This is a genomic window from Buttiauxella massiliensis, from assembly GCF_902500225.1.
GTDB lineage: Bacteria > Pseudomonadota > Gammaproteobacteria > Enterobacterales > Enterobacteriaceae > Buttiauxella > Buttiauxella massiliensis.
Genome location: NZ_LR722668.1, coordinates 41,318 through 61,091 on the forward strand (window position 1 = coordinate 41,318; position 19,774 = coordinate 61,091).

14 protein-coding genes are annotated in these 19,774 nt (G+C 45.6%); 3 read left to right on the plus strand and 11 right to left on the minus strand.

The features are described from left to right. Nucleotides 1-44 precede the first annotated feature (44 nt). The 6 genes from GC128_RS21465 to GC128_RS21490 all read right to left on the minus strand — a co-directional run bounded on the left by GC128_RS21465 (nt 45) and on the right by GC128_RS21490 (nt 11,287). Nucleotides 45-1,820, minus strand: coding sequence for an Hsp70 family protein (locus tag GC128_RS21465; RefSeq protein ID WP_151996002.1), 1,776 nt, complete (start codon nt 1,818-1,820; stop codon nt 45-47). Then, a complete protein-coding gene (locus GC128_RS21470) occupies nt 1,805-3,115 on the minus strand; it encodes a hypothetical protein (protein ID WP_151996003.1) in 1,311 nt (436 codons plus the stop codon). The genes GC128_RS21465 and GC128_RS21470 overlap by 16 nt, the downstream gene beginning before the upstream one ends. Further along, nucleotides 3,108-4,196, minus strand: a complete 1,089-nt coding sequence (locus tag GC128_RS21475; RefSeq protein WP_151996004.1) for a C2H2-type zinc finger protein — start codon at nt 4,194-4,196, stop codon at nt 3,108-3,110. Before GC128_RS21475 ends, GC128_RS21470 begins: the two co-directional genes overlap by 8 nt. Nucleotides 4,197-4,299: 103 nt before the next feature. Further along, nucleotides 4,300-7,548, minus strand: a complete 3,249-nt coding sequence (locus tag GC128_RS21480; RefSeq protein ID WP_151996005.1) for a type I restriction endonuclease subunit R — start codon at nt 7,546-7,548, stop codon at nt 4,300-4,302. Further along, nucleotides 7,545-8,924, minus strand: coding sequence for a restriction endonuclease subunit S (locus GC128_RS21485; RefSeq protein WP_151996006.1), 1,380 nt, complete (start codon nt 8,922-8,924; stop codon nt 7,545-7,547). The genes GC128_RS21480 and GC128_RS21485 overlap by 4 nt, the downstream gene beginning before the upstream one ends. Next, nucleotides 8,924-11,287 carry a type I restriction-modification system subunit M gene (locus GC128_RS21490; protein WP_151996007.1) on the minus strand — a complete coding sequence of 788 codons (2,364 nt, stop codon included), beginning with the start codon at nt 11,285-11,287 and terminating at the stop codon, nt 8,924-8,926. Before GC128_RS21490 ends, GC128_RS21485 begins: the two co-directional genes overlap by 1 nt. Before the next feature lie 343 nt (nt 11,288-11,630). Here GC128_RS21490 and GC128_RS21495 point away from each other — a divergent pair, with 343 nt between their 5' ends. The 3 genes from GC128_RS21495 (at nt 11,631) to GC128_RS23005 (ending at nt 14,918) form a co-directional block, all read left to right on the plus strand. Beyond that, nucleotides 11,631-12,443 carry a hypothetical protein gene (locus tag GC128_RS21495; RefSeq protein WP_151996008.1) on the plus strand — a complete coding sequence of 271 codons (813 nt, stop codon included), beginning with the start codon at nt 11,631-11,633 and terminating at the stop codon, nt 12,441-12,443. A 75-nt stretch (nt 12,444-12,518) separates the two neighbouring features. After that, nucleotides 12,519-14,255, plus strand: coding sequence for a hypothetical protein (locus GC128_RS21500; protein WP_151996009.1), 1,737 nt, complete (start codon nt 12,519-12,521; stop codon nt 14,253-14,255). 486 nt (nt 14,256-14,741) lie between these two features. Next, nucleotides 14,742-14,918, plus strand: a complete 177-nt coding sequence (locus GC128_RS23005) for a hypothetical protein (protein ID WP_193216295.1) — start codon at nt 14,742-14,744, stop codon at nt 14,916-14,918. A gap of 8 nt (nt 14,919-14,926) precedes the next feature. Here GC128_RS23005 and GC128_RS21505 read toward each other — a convergent pair whose 3' ends face one another. The 5 genes from GC128_RS21505 to GC128_RS21525 all read right to left on the minus strand — a co-directional run bounded on the left by GC128_RS21505 (nt 14,927) and on the right by GC128_RS21525 (nt 19,605). Next, complete coding sequence (locus GC128_RS21505; RefSeq protein ID WP_151996010.1) at nt 14,927-16,234, minus strand: tyrosine-type recombinase/integrase; 1,308 nt, start codon at nt 16,232-16,234, stop codon at nt 14,927-14,929. Between the two features lie 295 nt (nt 16,235-16,529). Beyond that, complete coding sequence (locus GC128_RS21510; protein WP_151996011.1) at nt 16,530-17,240, minus strand: amino acid ABC transporter permease; 711 nt, start codon at nt 17,238-17,240, stop codon at nt 16,530-16,532. Beyond that, on the minus strand, nt 17,230-18,009 hold the full coding sequence (locus GC128_RS21515; protein ID WP_151996012.1) for an amino acid ABC transporter permease: 780 nt from the start codon (nt 18,007-18,009) through the stop codon (nt 17,230-17,232). Before GC128_RS21515 ends, GC128_RS21510 begins: the two co-directional genes overlap by 11 nt. Further along, complete coding sequence (locus tag GC128_RS21520) at nt 18,006-18,830, minus strand: amino acid ABC transporter ATP-binding protein (protein WP_151996013.1); 825 nt, start codon at nt 18,828-18,830, stop codon at nt 18,006-18,008. The genes GC128_RS21515 and GC128_RS21520 overlap by 4 nt, the downstream gene beginning before the upstream one ends. Before the next feature lies 1 nt (nt 18,831). Next, complete coding sequence (locus GC128_RS21525) at nt 18,832-19,605, minus strand: ABC transporter substrate-binding protein (protein ID WP_193216296.1); 774 nt, start codon at nt 19,603-19,605, stop codon at nt 18,832-18,834. Nucleotides 19,606-19,774: the final 169 nt, after the last annotated feature.

A 19,774-nucleotide genomic window follows, 5' to 3' on the forward strand; every position in this document is an offset into this window, starting at 1 on the left:
ACCACTCCTTGATGGCTAAAGAGCTCTACGCCCCTTTCAACATATCAAACACCACCCGAGCAACATTTTTTACCCCAACGAGCACCGCAGATACTGCAGGGCTGATACCTTACAAACTCGGTTCTCTGTTGCTCCGTTAGCGTCTTTCTATGGTAGGGATTAGTATCATTGAATTTTTTCAAAAGCTCACCAGGGACAAGATCCCAATTCTCTTTGTCAGGCGTAACATTCGCTCTGACCAGCAAGCCATAAGGGAGTTTTTTTTCTCCCTTTAACTTAAACCGTTTTTTTTTTGAATCTGGCAAAACTGTCGTCGTCGCGAGGCCAAATTCGAGATCATAAAACTCTGTCGAACGCTGGAGTTGCCTGTCACCACCTACGCCAGAAACATGAACAATCAGATTTTCATCAATGCTAATTTCCAGCTCAATTCTTTCTTCAAGGGGAGGAAAATCAGGGTTGATCGGGATGACCAGTTCACCATAGTTGGTTCGCGGATCTGCGGCGGCTGTTTTACCTACCATTTGTGGTCGTTTAAAAGACGCAAGTGCATTCCCGTCCCGCGGGTCCGTACAATACATAGATTGTGGATATCTAATGGAATTTCCACGAGTGGGAAGTAATGTCCCCTCAGGAATGATAGTCAGCACCGAATTACGAGCTTCAAGTAGCTCAAAAGGCTTTGATAATGTCAGTTTCAATTCATCTGCAGCTATCCATGCGGCCCCCTCAGAAATAATACGATCGCCCTTCTTTGATATTTCAAGCGAAGCGATACCAAACAACTCATTCAACTGCCGTTTGATAAGGGGCATATTGACCATACCGCCAGTAGCGAGGCACAGCGCAATCGTCTGCCTGTCAATATCGGCCTGGTCATCCGCTAACAATGCATCTATCTCATTAATCCCCTGGCGGATTATGCGTTGGGAAATGGCCTCAAGCTCACCACGCGTTAACTTGATTTCAATTTCCGCTTCTTCACCTTCACCAATATAGTAGTCAGGTACAAAAATAAATGTCTCTTCACGAGTTGAAAGCGTAATTTTTGCACGTTCACAGGCGCCCTGTAATGTCGCTAACATACCGGGATTGCGCTCAAACCGGCTCTCTTCATCCCAACCATGCTGGTCAGCATGCCTCTGTTCAACATACTTCAGAATCGCGTCATCAAGATAATCGCCACCCACGGTGTTGTTACCACGGTTAAGGATTTGCAGTATATTGCCATTAACAACCTTGCATAAGGTTAGATCAAGCGTACCGCCGCCCCAATCAAATACCAGCAACAACTTCCCTTCAAATCTCCGTAATGTTCCTTTGGGGTCTTCTTGATCTCTAAAATAGCCATACAGAGCCGCAAGAGGCTCATGCACAAAACTTTCGACATAGACACCGGCATTAAGTAAAGCCTCACGAAGTACCTGCCGTTCACGCCCCCCCATCGCAACGGGGATGGTCACAACCGCATTCGTCAGATCAGCACTTTCTTCGTCATCCTCATCACGAGCATGATCTACAAGATATCGAATATACTCGGTGACCACTTCAGCGGGGCTCAGTAAGCGACCTTCGACATTAATATCAGAACAACCCAACAGCTTCTTAGGTCCACGAACGGTGTTTCCTAAAACACCAATGCCATGCTGATCGAGTTTATCTTTTGCCGCTTTACCGCAAATGATTTTATCGCTCTCATAACGAACGACTGAAGGATGTGGCCGTCCTAAGTCATCAAAAGATTTAATTTTTCCGGCACGCGTCACAACAGAGATCAGGCTGTTTGTGGTGCCAAAATCGATACCTATTTTTTGAACCATGTTAACTCTCTCTCAATGCTTTCAAGAACCAGGTCAATCTGATGTGCCGCGATTTCCACTTTTGGTTTTTCTCTCTGCAATGCATTCAGAGACAATCTAAGTGGTTCCATAACCTCTTCATTTAGCAGATTAAAAGCACGAGACTTCGCCTTGCTGACATCATCTTTCAGGTGCACGCGCAGAGCTTTATCATCAAGAACTTGCTCTTCTGACTGGGTTTTAACTTGGTTAAGACTGGCTTTTAGCTGCTCAATTTCCTGCTGCAACGCAGATACTTGCTGTGTCAGTTGAACCTTTTCAGCTTCGGCTTTATTAAGATTTCTTTCGAGCTGTTCATTAATGCTCTCAGCACCTTGCTGTTTATCACGAGCGCTACTCAATAATTCGTCGTAAAAACTAAGCGTGTCTGCGATACCGCTTCTCGACTCGCTTACTTGAGAAGCGAGAAAGCCACATATTTTCTTCTCATTAACCAAGCCATCGCCACGTTCTACGATGCATTTTTTGAATGCCTCAATACCTATTTTTACATCGCATTTGCCTGTTTCTACGGCCCACAAATAACAGATAGTCAGCAAATTTTCGCATTGCTGGCGAAGATGCTCCGGAGTTAGTGAGCGAAGCGAAGAAGATGATGTGTCTGAGCCCTCTTTCTGCTTAAGCTGCTCCTTAATCGACGTAATTCTTGCTTCATAGCGTTCGCTAAAACTACGGGTTAAGTGCGCCAGAATCCCCGGATTACTTAAACTCAGAGGTTCAGCCTCTGACAGAAAGAGATTTGAGTACCCCAGGTGTTTGCCCACCCAATGCTCGCTTAATGCCTTTACGGCAAAATCGAGTACTACCTTGCTAACCTCATGATTCCCTTGAGTGAGAATCACTATTTGTGACAGTTTGTTGAACTCAGGATCTGACATCCCGACAGATGCAACCAGCTTCTCGAGTACCTCGTTAGGTATTCTTCCCGGCTGCTGTATGCGCTTTAAATCAGACTGCAATGCCTGAGTTAGTGCACTTGCACGCACCTTGCCGTCCTTATTTGTCACAGGAATAAACAGCTGGTTTAAAATACTCTCTAGTGATTTTATTTTTTCAGCATCATTCGCTTTGCTACTGCTCACAGCTACATCTGACGACGCGTTGTCTGAAAAACGTTCTGACTTGTCGAATTCGGCATGGGTTTCGGCAATCACTGATTCAGTTTCAGTGGCAGCTGGAATAACTGGGCGGTCCGCATGATCCCTGTCTCGTTTCAAGGATAAGATCCCTGTCTTTTTTATTTTATTTTCAGTCATCTGAAGCCTCTGATTCTGGAACTGTAACGTTAAATACTTCACTATATTTCAATTTTGAGCCGTAATTGCGCCACGCTTTAAGATCACCTACCTCTGTCGCCTTGAGATAACGAAGGTAATTCAGTTTTTGGCGATCCTGGTTCACCAGTTTCGAGATATTTATCTGGCTGATAGCCAGTTCGAGACTTTCCAGTGTATAGCGCGAAAAATGGGCAACATAATCATTCAGGATACAGCTGGTAATATGGTCGGTCGGCAATCTTAAAAACTCGTTTTGTTGGGCTGCATTGGCAGAAATTCTATCCCCACGGAAAAGCATCAACGCGTCGTCCAGACGAGAAATTGACGAACGCCCTTGGAAATCTGAAAAATCATTAAATGAGAATTTAATTAGCTGAGACAGCGAATACGCTAATGCCGTGGGATATTGCATGAGCAACTGATGTGAGCGATTAAAACACTTTGCAAAGTCTTCAGTGGTTAACCGTTCAGCGCGCTGATCCTTCGCCATCACGCCATGTAAATAACGAACCAGGCCATCTTTGTACCAGGTGACTTCATTACAATGTTCCGTTTGGCTTATGAAGACGGCTATCGTATCGCCATCGAAATCATCCCGGCCAAACAGGCGCAAAAAACTCTGATCGACCTGCTCAAGCTGAGAGGTTGAAGCCACCAGCAAATCAATCTTAATGCGCTTAGGGCGTATCCCCCGGCGCGATAGCTTGATATCAAAAAAGCCTTTCTTCGCTGAACTGAGTTGTTTCAATAACTCGTCCGGATGTCCGAGGACGACCCCATTCAGTTCAATCTCATCCACAAAATTCAATACGATATCTTCGGAACCAACCGATCGGGTAAGCCTGAAGTTATCGCCCGTCACCTCGCGCCCATCTATCGTCAGCGTAGGGTTGGCGACAGGGTGAATGCGCTCGTGTTGATTAAGCTCTGATAATGAAGAAAACTCCATAGGACACTCACGGCAGCGAAATTTTTGCGTCCCCCCATTTTCTTGCGATGAAAAACCTCGTTCATGAAAGAGGTCAATTGCAGTTTCCTGGATCCAACCAACAGTGGGCATATCTGCTCCTGAAAACGAATTCTATTTACTCATGTGGTAGAAAGTGAACAGTGGAGACGCATTTTATTAACTTTCCAACTTTCCCTACCCGTCAGCAAAAAAACTACGCCCCTTTCAACATATCAAACACAACCCGCGCAAACCCTTTTGCCAGTTCTGGGTTAGACAGGTACTGCATCATCATCTCTTGCTGGGCGTCGTTGCTGTCCATTACCGCGTCATCAATCGCTTTAGGGAAATCCCCCAGCATGGCTTGTTCGCGGGTATTGTTGGCAATCTGAGTCATCACCGCCTGGTTTTCTGATAACTTGTCGCGCACGGTAAAGGCATAATTGATCATGTCTTTGTCGCTAAGGTTATCTGTAATAAACAGGTCGTTCAGGCGCGCCAAAATATTCGACAGGAACTCTTCTTTCTTATCCTTCGGCTTGGCTGTACCAATGTCATTGCCCGGCTCGATTTTGTACTCTTCTGCATCTTCCTGAAGCTTGAGATGCTGCTCGTGGAGTTTTGATAAGCGGTAATGGCTCATCTCCACGTTGCTTAAATCAATCTCGTCTTCTTCAATGCGCTGCTCATGCAGTAACGGACGCAGATGGCGGGCAAACAGGCTGAGCTTTTCCAGTTCCTTGTCATCGTACTCAACGATTTGCGACATAAACTCATAAAAGCGTACAAAACTGCCGAGATCTTTCTTGAAGATATCCAGCTTGTCTTTCTCTTGTTTGCAATCTTTGAAGCTGTTTTCAGCGTTGGTGATCAGCACGGTATCGTTGGTTTTTTTTGTGCGTTCAAAGATTTCTTTTGCCAGCTTATAAGCCTCAACAGCGGAGGTATAACGCTTCTTCCATCGCTCAACGGCAGGTTTGCAGATATTGCTAATCGCGGCGTTTGATTTGTTTTTGGTGAAGAAGGCGTCACAGAATTGCTCGACTTCATTCCACTGGAAGATACCGCTGGTACGGAGTTTCTGGAACAACTCGAAGACCTTTTGCGGATCGCTGACATCAGTCAGTTCAGCTGTTTGGTAGTAAGGCTGGAATGCACCCAGAACTTCCTCGGGCTCGTTCCAGAAATCAAGTACGAAGGTGCCCGACTGCGCTTTACCCGGATAGGTGCGGTTCAGACGAGATAACGTCTGTACGCACTCCACGCCACCCAGTTTTTTATCCACATACATGGCACACAACTTCGGTTGGTCAAAACCGGTCTGGAACTTATTCGCCACCAGCATTACCTGATAATCATCGCTATCGAAGGCTTTGCGCATATCCCGGCCTTTCAGCCCTGGGTTCATATTGGTTTCGGTAAACTTCTGGTTCAGCAGTGCGAGGCTATTGTGGTCACTCTCCACAAATTCCACTTCACCAGAAAACGCGACCATGGCGTTAATCTTCTGGTAGTTGTTCTCCGCAATGTATTTATCAAATGCCAGTTTGTAGCGCACCGCCGCTTTGCGTGAACTGGTGACAACCATCGCTTTGGCCTGCCCGCCCAGTAAATGCATCACATGTTTTCGGTAGTGCTCAACAATCACTTTTACTTTTTGCGAGACGTTGTGTTCGTGCAGCACGACCCACTGGTTCAGTTTGATTTTGGCTTTCTTGCTGTCCACTTCCCGGTCAGGATCGTCCAGTTTTTGCAGCAGCTTATACGCCACCTTGTAGTTGGTGTAGTTCTTCAGCACATCAAGAATAAAGCCTTCTTCGATGGCCTGACGCATGGAGTAAACGTGGAAGGCTTCCGGCTTATTGGTCTTTGATGCGGGTTCCAGAGGATTAGGACGGCGGCCAAATAGCTCCAGCGTTTTGGCCTTTGGCGTGGCGGTAAACGCATAGTAGTTAAGATTACTGCTGTTTTTACGCGCCGCGATGGTGGCATCGAGGATATCTTCCGAAGACAACTCCACTTCCTCATCCGCTTCGTCTTTCATCAGCACTTCTTTGAGCTGACGCGCCGTTGAACCGCTTTGCGATGAGTGCGCTTCATCAGCAATTACCGCATATTTACGCTGCTTTAGGCTGGCACTTTTTTCAATCGCCTTCATTACATGCGGGAAGGTCTGGATGGTAACGATGATAATCGGCTGTGAATTTTCCAGTGCACTGGCGAGCTTTTCTGATTTTGAGCCATCGCCCTCTTTATTGTTGATGCGCCCGACCACGCCATCGGCGTGTTCAAACTGGTAAATGGTGTCCTGGAGCTGGTCGTCCAGCACGGTGCGGTCTGTGACCACAATAACCGAGTGGAACTGCTTCTCGCCCTTCTCATCGTATAGTCGGGAAAGCTGGTGAGCAGTCCAGGCGATAGAGTTAGATTTCCCGGAACCGGCACTGTGCTGAATCAGATATTTATGGCCAGTGCCTTCATCTGCGGCAGCGCTAATCAGTTTATTCACCACATCCCACTGATGGTAACGCGGGAAGATCAGGCTCTCTTTTTTAACCTTCAGCCCGTTCCAGTCCTCTTTCTCTTCGATTTGCAGGTGCACAAAACTGGCGAGGATTTTCAGCAGGTTGTCGGGCAGCAGGACTTCATTCCACAGGTAGCTGGTGGCGTATTCGTTTTCATTTTCGGGGATTTCATTCCCCGCCCCGCCTTCCTGGGTGCCTTTGTTAAACGGCAGAAAGAAGGTGTCATCACCCGCCAGTTTGGTGGCCATGAACACTTCATACTGGCTGACGGCAAAGTGCACCAGTGCGCCACGTTTGAAGGTGAGCAAAGGCTCGGCTTTGTTGGTTACCGGGTCTTTCGGCAAACGTGTTTTTTTATATTGTTTAATCGCGTTATGTACCGCTTGCTTGAACTCAGATTTCAGCTCAAGTGTGGCAATCGGCAGGCCGTTGATAAACAGCACCAGATCAATACGCCACTTCTTGGCTACTGAGACAGTTTCATCAAGTGCCGCTTTGGTGGCATACGGGCTATAAACCAGTTCAGGCACCACACGGCAGATATTCTGTTCATAACGCGCCAGGGTTTCCGGGTTGAGATTGTGCTCGGGCTTAAACTGGCACAGCGAAAAGCGCGCATTGTGGCTTTTGATGCCGTGGCGCAATACGCCCAGCGTACCGTAAGTGCGCGACAGCTGATCAGTGGCGTTGTTATCGGCTTTTTTAAGTTGGCCCACCAGCAAGTCGAGGAAATGGCGCTCGGTATCGGTGGGGTAAATCTTCGAGAATTTCTCCCACTCCAGCGGCTGAGTGTTTTGCACAAAGGCAATGGCATCCTGCGAGTACAAAGCACGTTCGCGGTCATAGCTTTCTGGTTTGCCACGACTCCAGCCTTTCTCTTCCATTTGAGCAATCATTTCATCCTGGAAAATGAGCTCTTTGGTGGTATCCATACTCATGCGGTAGCTTCCTCTGATGCCTCGATATCGCTGGTGTCTGGTGCAACCCAGTTACGCACGTCGATTTTGCCGGTGACGGCGGCGGAGATAAGGGCGGTGCGGCGTTCTTGCAGCAGTAAAAGCGAGTGTTCCGCATTACTGATTAATTTTGAATATTGAGATTTAATGTTCCCAACAATATCATCAATCTGTTTTTGCTCTGCATATGGCGGAATTACAATCGGTATGTTGTATACTTGCTCTACTCTTAAGTGACTTACCGTACTACCCGCAGCCTCACTATCAATATATCTTTTAAGGCAATCTGAAGTTAAATAGTCAAATAAAAATTTAGTGTATTCAGTGTCATGACAAATAAAGTTCATCATTCGCTGCCCCATACAAAGCTTTGTATTCTCAGGAACTATACAGACCTCTCCAGCTGGTGCTTCACGGGTAAAAAGTATTGAACCAACAGGTGGAACACCTCTATCCGTCCAAATTTTATAATCTCTTTCATTTGTATAAAGTGCACCATCCAGTATCAAAGACTGTTTTTTTACATTAGTAGTTCGTACAACCAAATATTCACCATCATCAAAATACTCAGGTGTCCTATTTTTACAGTCTATAATACTTGCAATATGTTTTAATTTTTTAACATCCCAATGCTCCGGTACGTCCCCCAACCACTCAACACCAGAATCTTTCATCGGCACATCAGGGTTTAGCCCTTTAGTGACGGCATGGCTAATCACTGCCTGACGTTTTTCTTTTAGCAGTTCAATCAGTTGCTGCTGCTTTTCGATCAGGTTATCGATTTTTGCGGTTTCGTGATCGAGGAAAGATACTATTTTATTCTGTACAGTTAACTCAGGATAGGTTAAATGGAGATTTTCAATTACACCCATTCCAATATTAGGCTGTGTTCCTTGACTCCAAGAAAGTTGTACGCTGGTTTGAAAAAAATCAGCTAGCATAGAGTAATAAACATACCGAGGAGCAATTATTTCTTTATTACATCGTATAAGTGCCAAAGGGGACCAAATGTTGAATATTTCATCTGTCTCAACAATAGCTACTGCCCCGGTAGTATTCCCTGACTTCACCATAAAAATATCATCACGCTGTGGTAAACACTTCAAGCTATATTTTTCGTGAAGATTAAATGATATGTAAGCTCTCTTCCTTGAAAAATCCAACTTATTAAGCTTAATTGCTTCCGCAGAAAGAAATGGAACCCCATCATCTATAAAATTTGGTGTTTCATGTGGCCCATCAGTTATTTTGGCAGAAACCACAAATTTCAATGCAACTCTAGTCCATTCCAAGGGAATGATATCTATCCATTGGCTATTTGCTGATTGGTATTCCGGATACGCCTTATATTTAGCCATTAGGAATGTACCTCCTGCAGCAGCTTCATAATCTCGGCGCTTACGGCATCCAGATCGGCATCAATCTCTTCTAATGGGCGTGGTGGCTGGTAAACATAGAAGTGACGGTTAAACGGAATCTCATAACCGACAATACCCACTTCATTGTCTTTGGCATCGCGCTTATCGGCATTAATCCAGGCATCGGCCACGTGCGGCAGGACTTCGGCTTTAAAGTAGTTTTCAATCAGATCGCTGGTGGCAATAGCAGGGTTTAACGGCACGTTTTCGTTATCACGCAAATCACCATCCTGCTCGAATTCCACCACCTTGCCTTTGTATTCAAATGCACCGTACAGCGGCTGGACAGCTTCTTTCAGTACCTTTTTCACTACCGGTTCAGCGGCAGGGTTTTTAGTGGTGATGGCGTCGATAAACTGTTTGTTCTCTTTGGTATCGAGCTTAACACCTGCAGTTTTAATCGCACTTTTGAGTGTCAACTGGAACTCATTAAAGTCATTACTCACCAGCTCTTTGCCACCAGCCTTAGCACCCAACGCCGTCTGGATTTGCTGCGCCTTATTCATCAATGCACGTTGAGCCAGCCAAAGTTTGCTGTCCAGCAGGTCTTTAATCTGCTTCTCTTTCAGCTCGGCAAATTCAGCTTTGATAATCGCACGGGCTTCTACTTCGATATCGGCAAAGTCACCGTAGTTGTCGTCTTGCCACTGTGCGGCGAACTCTTCATATAAACGTTCCATCGGTGCATTCAGTGGTTTGGTGGCAAAGCGCAGGGTGGCAATCGCTTCCTCAGTCACCTGTGCAGACAAACGTAACGGGCGCTCAATGGTCAGGCGGCGGTAACCAAAATCAGTGCTGTTAAAGATTTTGCTGGCGAAGGTTTTCGGTGCTTCGGTTTTGGCAGTTGCAGATTGGCGGCCCCGGTTAGATTTTTGCTCAGGCGCTTTATCCAGGCCTAATTCTTCAAGAGAAGTCGCCTCCACCACTCCAAACTCACCAAAAGTACGGGTGATAAGCTTGATGTCTTCCTCGCCCATCAGATTACGCTTGGAACCTAAAGACTTACGCATCTTGCCGCACAGGTTGGTGCCATCAATGAGCTGGACTTTGCCCTTGCGCTCCGGGGCTTTCTTATTCGACAGAATCCAGACGTAGGTCGCAATGCCGGTGTTGTAGAACATATCCGTTGGCAGCGCGACGATGCCTTCCAGCAAATCGGCTTCCAGAATATAACGGCGTATTTCACTCTCACCGCTACCCGCCCCGCCGGTAAACAGTGGTGAACCGTTGAGGATAATCCCGATACGCCCGCCATTACTCACCGAGCCATCCACTTTATCGCTATCGCGCATTTTGCTAATCAGGTGCATCAGGAACAGCAGCGAGCCATCAGATACACGCGGCAGGCCAGGACCAAAACGCCCGTTAAAACCTTTTTGCAGATGCTCGTCGTTAATCTCGCCTTCAATCTTTTTCCAGTCCACGCCAAACGGCGGGTTAGAAAGCATGTAGTCGAACTGGTCTTGCGGTAACTGGTCATTAGAAAGCGTGTTGCCTAGCTTGATGCGGCTGACATCCTGGCCTTTGATCAGCATATCGGCTTTACAGATGGCGTAAGATTCCGGGTTCAGCTCCTGGCCAAATGCGCGCATCACCGCTTTTGGGTTCAGTTCGTGCACGTATTCCATACCAGAAGAGAGGAAACCGCCAGTACCGGCTGTCGGGTCGTAAATAGTGCGGATGATGCCGTCTTTCGACAACGCTTCATCATCTTCCATAAACACCAGCGAAGTGGTTAAGCGCACGATATCGCGTGGGGTAAAGTGCTCCCCGGCAGTCTCGTTTGAGCTCTCCGCAAAACGACGAATCAGCTCTTCAAACACCAGGCCCATTTCATGATTGGAAATGGCTTTCGGGCTCAGGTCAGTGGTGGCGAATTTCTTAACGATTTTATACAGCAGGTTTGCATCATCCAGCAGGCCAACAAACTCGCTGAATTTGAAATGCTCAAAGATTTCACGCGCATCCTTTGAGAAAGACTGCACGTAGTTCTCGAGGTTGGCCTTGATATCGTTCTGCCCCATCTTGCCCAAATCCATCGGGGAATTATTGAAGAACGACAGGCCTTTGGTAGCACGTAACAGGAACTTCTCTCGGCCTTCTTCCGGCAACGGGCTGGCCTTCAGCTTCTCCGCTTCCGCAACCACAGCATCTTTGGTTGGTGCTAACACGCACTCAAGACGGCGTAACAGCGTAAAAGGCAGAATCACGCGCCCGTACTGGGACTGCTTAAAGTCACCACGAAGCAGATCGGCGACCGACCAGATAAACGCAGCCGTTTGAGAAAAGTTAGTGTTAATCATGAGTGATACCAAAGAGTGTGAAGAATGGACGTGATTATACATAAGCCATTTTGCATCGCACTGCATTGATGCGCATCGTTTTGAAACTAGGTTTTCAGATAGATCACTTTGCTTAAAGGTAACAAAAATGCTGCTTTCTTTAAGTTGTTATTGCGCAAACATGACAGACTTAGAAATAAGAAGTTACTTCAAATTATTCAATACATTTTCGACATGTGAAACTAATTAATTATTGATTTCATGCATGTTTTCAACATGTACCTGATGATTTAATAAACGTAAATTAACTCGATATTGCTCATACGAAACGGTAGAGAGCACATTCTCGATTTGGCCAACTCTCATGAAAAGATTAGTTATTTCTGTAGTTATTACCGCCGCGACGTTTTTTTCTAATGCCGTCAATGCTGATTATGGTACTGAAGCGGCAACGTCCTGGGGACAAAACTTTTCAACGCAACACGGTAATATTACTTACATGTACAACCGTCATCGTAAAGACCCCATGCAAGAACTAGCGGATGAGTTAAATCAAGCATGGCAGTACGGTGCGATACACAAGGGCGCAGAGTTTGATACAAACAAAATTCGTGATGTTGCACTTGGTAGAATCCAATCACTACAAATTTCACAAATTGTAGGTAATGAAGGTGTTATTGAGCTGGTGGATGTTTGGGTTGAAGCACTGCAAGCCGGTAGTGAAGGTGTCAACACCGTATCAATAACCCCCAATCCATCTATTCCTGATTCTGATTCTGATATAAATGGGAAAAAATATACTTGCCAAAAAGTACTCTGGAAAAATAATGAAGGCAGCAAAGGAGATATCGCAGGCAACGAAAATTATGATTATAGCATCCTGGACAAGGGTGACTCATTCCAATGGAATTTTATACATGGAATGAGAGGTGATTCCACAGGTTCAACATCAGGAAATGAAACCACCCATAAAGCAGTGCCAGATGCTAAGTTAGTGAAGAAGGCGACCGAAGCAGATGGCTCAGCCATTTATGAACTGAAGTTAAATAATGTTCAGGAATATGATGGAATACATACTGTCGTATACGCTCGCCGGGACAAACCAAATAATACTCATGAGTACTATGTAACAGATTTGACTGAAAAAACATCACTAACATTTTTAAACTGCAAATAATAAAACCAAGAAATAGCTTAAGTTATTAAAAATGCAAATAAAACCAAATGCAAGCATTAGAGGTTGTTATATATTATGAAGTTACAACTAATACAAAACCAACTTAAAACATATAATTTAAATAAATCCTTTAAAGAAAGATGGTTAGATAGCATCAAAATGGAGTTTATTAGCATCGAACCTATACAGATTACTTATCTAGATAATAATGATATTGATGATTTATTGAGAGAGGGAAAGTATGCAGAGGTTGCATGTTCCTTGTTATCGCAGGGTGAGATTAATGAGTTATCCCCTCTTCATTATGCAATCACAACTGGCAATACACTTTTATTAATTGCTTTGCTAGCTAATGGCCTTGAAGTTGGTAACAAAAGTAATTCAGATGATGCACATCTTGCTTTCGCAATTGCATATAATAATACAGAAATTTTTAACCTCTTGCTTTTGGTTGATGACATTAATACCAACGACGTTTATTTCTTAGAGAATGAACTATCCGATATTGCATCTTACTTTGGCGAGTATAATTACGGGGACTATTTTTCGGCATTAACTTGGCTCCAGAGACCAGAATATCATCATATTCATGAATTCTTGGAGATAGATTGGGACTTACGCTGGGGGGAAAATAATAATCCATTAATTTTTTACGCATATCTTAATGATGATTTTAAAATGATGGACCGACTAGTATCTTTAGGTGCATCCATGAATCCCTATATTGACTACAATAATTATACTTCATTACTCGAATTTGCAGTTGAATCATGGAGTAAAAATAAACCTGCTACCTATAAAGGCCTGGAGTGGTTTGCAAAGTACTGTTCTTTTCTAAGTGAAGATTATGATGACCATAACAATATTCTAACTGCACTAATATTAGATGAATGCCCTGCGCAATGCCAATCGCTTGGTTTAAAGGGATTGGATCTAATTGAAGACACAATAAATGAATATAAAGATGAAATTGAATCTCTACAATCTAAACTTTACGACCAAAATATCCCAACAACGCCATATGAGCATATATGGTCGCATTATAACATTACTACATCATTGTTTATGGACTTGGCTGGAAATGAAAGAGTAATATTTAACGATCAAGTTAGAGATTTTTTAGTTTCATCAACTAACCCTGAAGTTATTGAATTTGGAATTCTAAGCCAAAATAGTAATTTCCCTGATAAAATATCCATCCAAATTGAAGCGTTAAATAAAATATTGGGGGGCCTTTATTGGATTGACAAACCACTAGAAATAATTCACCTATATAATCTAAGTGACTTCCAAAAAATATACTGGTTTACTCACTGTCCTGTGGAAATCTTAGTTATTATAAACATGTTCGCCAATAGCAAAGGAATTAATATATTCAAAGCAATAAAAGGTGCAAGTATTACAACTGATACTGATTATGAACGCATGCTTAACTTCTATTACGACTACAGAGATAACCTCTGCTATTTTCTTTCCTCCGAATTATACAACCATCTATCTACTTATTTAAAAATCCACAACGAATTAACATATGGTAAAATGATACCTGCCAATGAAAACATCGAGGATAATACGATCCATCGCAACCACCACCCTTCAAATAAAGCAGATGATATTTTCTTTGATGGTAAATATGTAAATATAAATATGAGCATTGGTGATGAGGAGATAAGGGATAAAATACATTATTCAAATTGGATTTTAGGTATTCAAAAAACAAGGCTGTTTAAAATTTGCCCGGATTGCAAAGAATTATTTTCTCGACCATCAATGGCATATGATGATGTTTGTATTGAATGCATTAATAAATAACACTTGTATACTGAGTGTCTTGACACTACCTATGACATTATTTATCAATGAATTAATTATGTCAGGTCTGACCTATACGAATTTTAGAGATCGTTGACAGACAACATGGCAGTGCTTAAGATGAAATGAGCACTGTCTAATAAATTACACCAAATTTATTTTCAGCACAGGACTGACAACAAGATTTTCCATGCATCCATCCATTAATATGGTATAGATTACAATACTCACACTTCCTAATATACGTCTTCCGTTTCAATAATTTTTTGATCTGTATAGTGATATCCTTTTCTGAAGAACCCTCTGTCAATTCTGCGAAAATGGTCTCATTTGAGTGTGGATAATGCCCCTCCCAATGAACCTCCGTTACTTTGATATAAATTGGTTGTCCCTCAACAACTTCAACAGCTATAACATCGGTCAGATTATCTGGAATACCGTACACTCACTCATCTCCAAGAAAAAATTACATTGAACTGAAATAACATGAAAAATAAAATAATTCCATACAAGATCACTCAAGCACAAATCTATCGCTCCGTAGCCAGTTCAACAGCTATTGAAACCGGCAAACCTGTGCAAGAAATCGAGCTACAGCTTAAACGTAACCGAAAACTAGCGCAGACCGTCGGTCTCGCGAGTAAATCCAATGACCCGATTTAACTAACCCTTTATCTCTGCCCAAACAAATTAACAACATTGTTTTCTTGCTGTTGCTGGTGGTTATTCACTCGCGACTCCCAGATCTCAAGAGCCTTACGCTTCTCAGCCAGGTAATCATAACGGTCATAGTGCTTAGAACTTACATCCTGAAGAGCATGGTTCTGAATACGGTCACGCAGGTCTTTAGCGATACCCGCTTCTCCCATCAGGGTCTTACAGGTCCGGCGAATATCACGAGCAATAAAAGATGGGTTCAGTGCAAAGTGTTCCCGATAATAGATAATGGCTTGCGCGAAGCTGTCCGTGCGTAGATGCTGTTCAGGTTTGATACGCTGTGGGAAGATGTAAGGACTCTGGCTTAAATTCTCAGCTTTCAATTTTTCAAGTATCTCAATGGCTGAGTCGGCCAAAGGTATAAGGTGGTCTCTTTTGTTTTTCGATACATCCGCAATTATCAGTAACGTCTTCTCTTCCCAGTTAATCGCATCCCAACGGCTGGAAACCAGTTCATGCGGCCGCTGCCCACCTGTGAAGATACATAAGTTAAGTAAGTGGCTGATCAAGGGGCCTACTTTAGGTGCTTTCGGAAAATCCCCCATTAATTGCTGCAACTCATCTAATTTCAGCCAGTTGGTACCCGCTTTTTCCGCTGCTGACTGCTTAGGAATGACACTGACCGGGTTCATCAAAAGACCAAACATCACATTTTGCTGGTGGTTTGCCGGGTCGTTGTCAGCTTTCAACCCATAATTGAATGCAGCCATCAGATAAGAGCGAACTCGGTTTGCTTCAACTGATGCACCACGTTTGATAATGGTCGCCAGAATTTGTTTGATATGAGCAGGGGTGACTTCGCGCGCTTTGGTGGCTTTGGGTATAAATGGATAGGTTTCTTTTTCCAGCCTGTACAGAACCTGTTGCCAAGTGCGTTTACCGTCTTCACGCATTTTGGTGGTGTAACCCAAAATGAGTTGCTCAATACTGCCTTTGAGTTGGTCTTCACGCTGTTGTTGCTCAGCAGTAAAAAGTTGCTCCGCGATTTCAGCTTTAGGAGCTTTTCCTTCTTTAAGAAGACCCGCATGCTCTTTGCATTGCTGCCTTGCCTGCGCGAGTGTCAACTCAGGGAAACGACCCAGTAGAATGAACTGCCGTTTACTCTGCCAAAAATAGCGATAGTAAAAGACTCGCTGGCCCGATGGTTCGACTTTCACCCCTAAACGCCCAGCCCCACGCTCACCACTTTTGTCCCAGACGTAGTAAGCAGTTGTTTTCGGCTTTAAGCCACTAATCATCGAGACAGTTAAATTATCAGACATAGCGTTTTTCTGTTCTTCCTTCGTTACGTCACCCAGTTGATTCCGGGTGATGTAGTGGGTGACGTAAGGATGATACTGAAGGAAAAAAGACAGAACAACATGAAACAACAATCACAAAACAAGTCACTGTTATTTATAGTTATTAATTCACCATGCAAAAAGATGCAAAAGCATGAAACATTAAATCCATATGACTCATAATCGCTTGGTCGCTGGTTCAAGTCCAGCAGGGGCCACCAAATTTATCTTTAAAATCATATGATTAAGCCACTAGAAAGAGTGGCTTTTTTGTTGTCTAAACTTCGAGTGGCGATGGTGTGGCAACAGTGCCGCGTCGGCGATACCAGCGAGACACCATGTAATTCAGGCCACTGCACAGCAGGTAATACACCAACCCCGTAAAGATAAAGATGGCCGCGGGATAGACCTGTACCCGGCTGTTGACCTGTCCCGCCACGGTGGTTAGCTCTGGCACATTGACGATGAACGCCAGAGAAGTGTCTTTAAACAGCGCGATAAACAGCCCCACGTAGGAAGGAAAGACGTTGCGCATCGCCTGTGGCAGTAATACCAGGCGCAGTATTTGCCATGCATTCAATCCACCAGCCACCGCTGCTTCACGTTGCCCGGACGGGAGAGCCTGTAAACCCGCGAGCGTGGTGTGCATCACTGCAGCAGAGGTAAACCACGCCAGCGCCAGAGTGACGGTCAGCGCACCGGGTAAATAGCTACCGGTGATAATCGGCAGCAAGAAGTAGAGCCAGAAAATCACAAAAATAAGCGGGATACCGCGGATAAATTCAGCCCAAATAAACACTAACCGCCGCACAATGCCATCAAACCGCCAGGCGAGTCCTGCCAGCAATATCCCCCCTACCAGCGCCAAAACTGCCGCTCCGGCCGCCATTAGCAGCGTAAGCAATACGCCGCCCGGTTCACCCTGCGCCATTCTTCCCCACAGTAGATAATCCAGGTTGTCGGTAATCACCGTCAGATTAGCGATCATGCTGTGCCTCCGTATCCCGCACTTTAGTAACATGGCGCTTATGTTCAGACGGGTGCGGGCCAAGCCATGCGAACAATCCACCCATCACCAATCCTAAAGCCAGATACAGCACTGTTCCCACAGCAAAAGCCTCCAGCGCATGTGCGTTGTAGCTTTCGATTTGTCTGATCTGATAAGTCAGTTCCGCAAAGCCGATACCAGTGGCCAGCGACGAGAGCTTCATCAAGTTAAGATACTGCCCCACTACCGGCTGCCAGGCATTCCTCATCCCTTGTGGAAGTAGGATCCAACGGAAGATCGACCAGAATGAGAAGCCTTGCGAAAGCGCAGCTTCCACCTGTCCCTGAGGTACGGCCTGCAACCCGCTGCGCAGCTCTTCGAGCAGAAATGCAGAAGTAAACAGCCCAAGTCCCCAGGCAGCGCAGAGAAACTCCGGAGTGAGCCACCACACATTTCCGGGCAGTATCGACCAGCTGTGCTCATCGTTAATAAAGCCACGCAACGCCTGCGGAAGGAAATTCCACGCGGCGAAATACCAGAACAGCAGTTGCACCAGCAGCGGCGTGTTACGAAACAGAGATACCCATACCGCAACCACCGCGCGACCGATATGCCCGCCGGCAAGTCTCAGCCCGAGCAATAACAGCGTTAAAGCCGTTGCCAACAGTACTCCCGCCAGGGTGACCCAGACCGTGGTTAAAAAGCCGGAAATAATCCACTGTAACGGCTGTCCTGTCAGGGCTCCAGCCCAGTCTATGTGCCAGTTCATGGTTCATCCTTAAACCCGGCATGCAGAGGGTCGAGTACCTTTTGTAGAAAACGCCGGGTGCGTGGATGTTGCGGTGAGCTGAAGAACCGCGCCGGAGGAGCCTGCTCAAGAATTTCGCCGCCATCGATAAACACCACCCGATCGGCAATTTCCCGGGCGAACTGCATTTCATGGGTGACGACAATCATCGTAATGCCACTGTGGGCCAAGGATTTCATCACCATCAGCACTTCACCGATCATTTCCGGATCCAGTGCCGAAGTGGGTTCATCGAACAAGATTATCTGCGGTGAGGATGCTAAAGCCCGGGCGATGGCCACACGCTGCTGCTGCCCACCGGAAAGCTGCGCAGGATATTGATGTGCTTTCTCGGCAAGCCCGACCCGAGACAACAACGTTACTGCCTGCTGTTTAGCCTCATCAGGTTCCCAGCCATGAACGTGCGTCAGAGAAAGTGTGATGTTCTGCTCGGCGGTGAGATGAGCATATAAATTGAACTGCTGGAATACAAATCCGATGCGGCTACGCAAGGCTCGCAGAGCTTTGCCTTGCAAATCCCGTGTCGGTTTGCCATCAATAAAAATGTCCCCCGCACTTAACGGTTCGAGCTGGTTTATCAGTCGTATTAACGTCGATTTACCGGAGCCCGAAGGCCCGCAAATCGCCACCACTTCACCTGCGTTGATTTTCAGGTCGATGGACTTGAGGACCTGGTTTTCGTCGTAACTTTTGCCAGCCTGACGAAACTCAACGCTGGCATCCTGTAAATGTGCAAAATCCGCGGCCTGCACCGCGGATCGTTTGGATAAAGCACTCACCATGTTACTGAGCTTCTATTTTAAAGCCGCGTGGCTGGGGAGTTTTACTGCCAGGACCAAACCAGCTGTCGTAAATCTTCGTCGCTTCACCGTTTTGCTCAAGCTTCAGTAACTCGCCGTTAACTGCTGTAAGCAGCGCCGTTTCGCCCTTCTTCACCCCGACGCCAATCTCTTCTTTGCTGAGCAGGTCAGGGAGAATTTTGAACTTCGCTTTATCCGGTGCTTCAGCCAACAGACCGGCCAGAATGGTGCTGTCTTGGGTAATCGCCTGCACGTTGCCGTTACGCAGCGCCGTCAGCGCCAGTGGGATATCATCATAGGAAAGCACGCGAGCGGATGGGAAACGCTGATGCAGCGCCTGCTCACCGGTCGTGCCTTTTACTGCACCAATACGGTCGTGCCCGTAGTCATCAAGTTTATCCGCTGACGCTGCCGGTACCAGGAATTGCTGGCCCGTCACAAAATAAGGCGTGGAGAAGTCGACAACCTGCGCGCGCTCCGGCGTGATGGTGATATCAGCGACGATCAGATCCACTTTGCCAGATTGCAGCAAAGGAATGCGGTTGGCTGGATTGGTTGCCACCAGCTCCAGTTTTACGCCAAGAGACTTTGCTAGGGCCTTCGCAAAATCAACATCATAGCCAACGATATCGTGAGTTTTAGCATCGATGGAGCCAAATGGCGGGTTAGCGTCAAAAGTAGCTACGCGCACGACGCCTGCTTTTTGAATATCGGCCAGTTGGTCAGCCTGAGCCACTGTGGCTGTAAGGCCGGACATTGCCAGTAAAACGAGTGATGCGATCTTATTTTTATGAGAGGTCATTGCGTGTGCCATAGTTTTTCCTTGTTATCCCAGCTTTTAGCAAGCTAAGGCCTTACACTCCCATATCCCGAATCGCACCACCAATGCTTAAAAAACATTAACATATGAGGAAAATATATTAAGG

Bases quoted from the DNA above. Each gene is read 5' to 3' on its own strand.
- GC128_RS21500 (WP_151996009.1), top strand. From the start codon at position 12,519: ATGAAGTTACAACTAATACAAAACCAACTTAAAACATATAATTTAAAT.
- GC128_RS21520 (WP_151996013.1), bottom strand. From the start codon at position 18,830: ATGGTGAGTGCTTTATCCAAACGATCCGCGGTGCAGGCCGCGGATTTT.
- GC128_RS21470 (WP_151996003.1), bottom strand. From the start codon at position 3,115: ATGACTGAAAATAAAATAAAAAAGACAGGGATCTTATCCTTGAAACGA.
- GC128_RS21475 (WP_151996004.1), bottom strand. From the start codon at position 4,196: ATGCCCACTGTTGGTTGGATCCAGGAAACTGCAATTGACCTCTTTCAT.
- GC128_RS21485 (WP_151996006.1), bottom strand. From the start codon at position 8,924: ATGGCTAAATATAAGGCGTATCCGGAATACCAATCAGCAAATAGCCAA.
- GC128_RS21505 (WP_151996010.1), bottom strand. From the start codon at position 16,234: ATGTCTGATAATTTAACTGTCTCGATGATTAGTGGCTTAAAGCCGAAA.
- GC128_RS21515 (WP_151996012.1), bottom strand. From the start codon at position 18,009: ATGAACTGGCACATAGACTGGGCTGGAGCCCTGACAGGACAGCCGTTA.
- GC128_RS21490 (WP_151996007.1), bottom strand. From the start codon at position 11,287: ATGATTAACACTAACTTTTCTCAAACGGCTGCGTTTATCTGGTCGGTC.
- GC128_RS21465 (WP_151996002.1), bottom strand. From the start codon at position 1,820: ATGGTTCAAAAAATAGGTATCGATTTTGGCACCACAAACAGCCTGATC.
- GC128_RS21495 (WP_151996008.1), top strand. From the start codon at position 11,631: ATGAAAAGATTAGTTATTTCTGTAGTTATTACCGCCGCGACGTTTTTT.
- GC128_RS21510 (WP_151996011.1), bottom strand. From the start codon at position 17,240: ATGATCGCTAATCTGACGGTGATTACCGACAACCTGGATTATCTACTG.
- GC128_RS23005 (WP_193216295.1), top strand. From the start codon at position 14,742: ATGAAAAATAAAATAATTCCATACAAGATCACTCAAGCACAAATCTAT.
- GC128_RS21480 (WP_151996005.1), bottom strand. From the start codon at position 7,548: ATGAGTATGGATACCACCAAAGAGCTCATTTTCCAGGATGAAATGATT.
- GC128_RS21525 (WP_193216296.1), bottom strand. From the start codon at position 19,605: ATGTCCGGCCTTACAGCCACAGTGGCTCAGGCTGACCAACTGGCCGAT.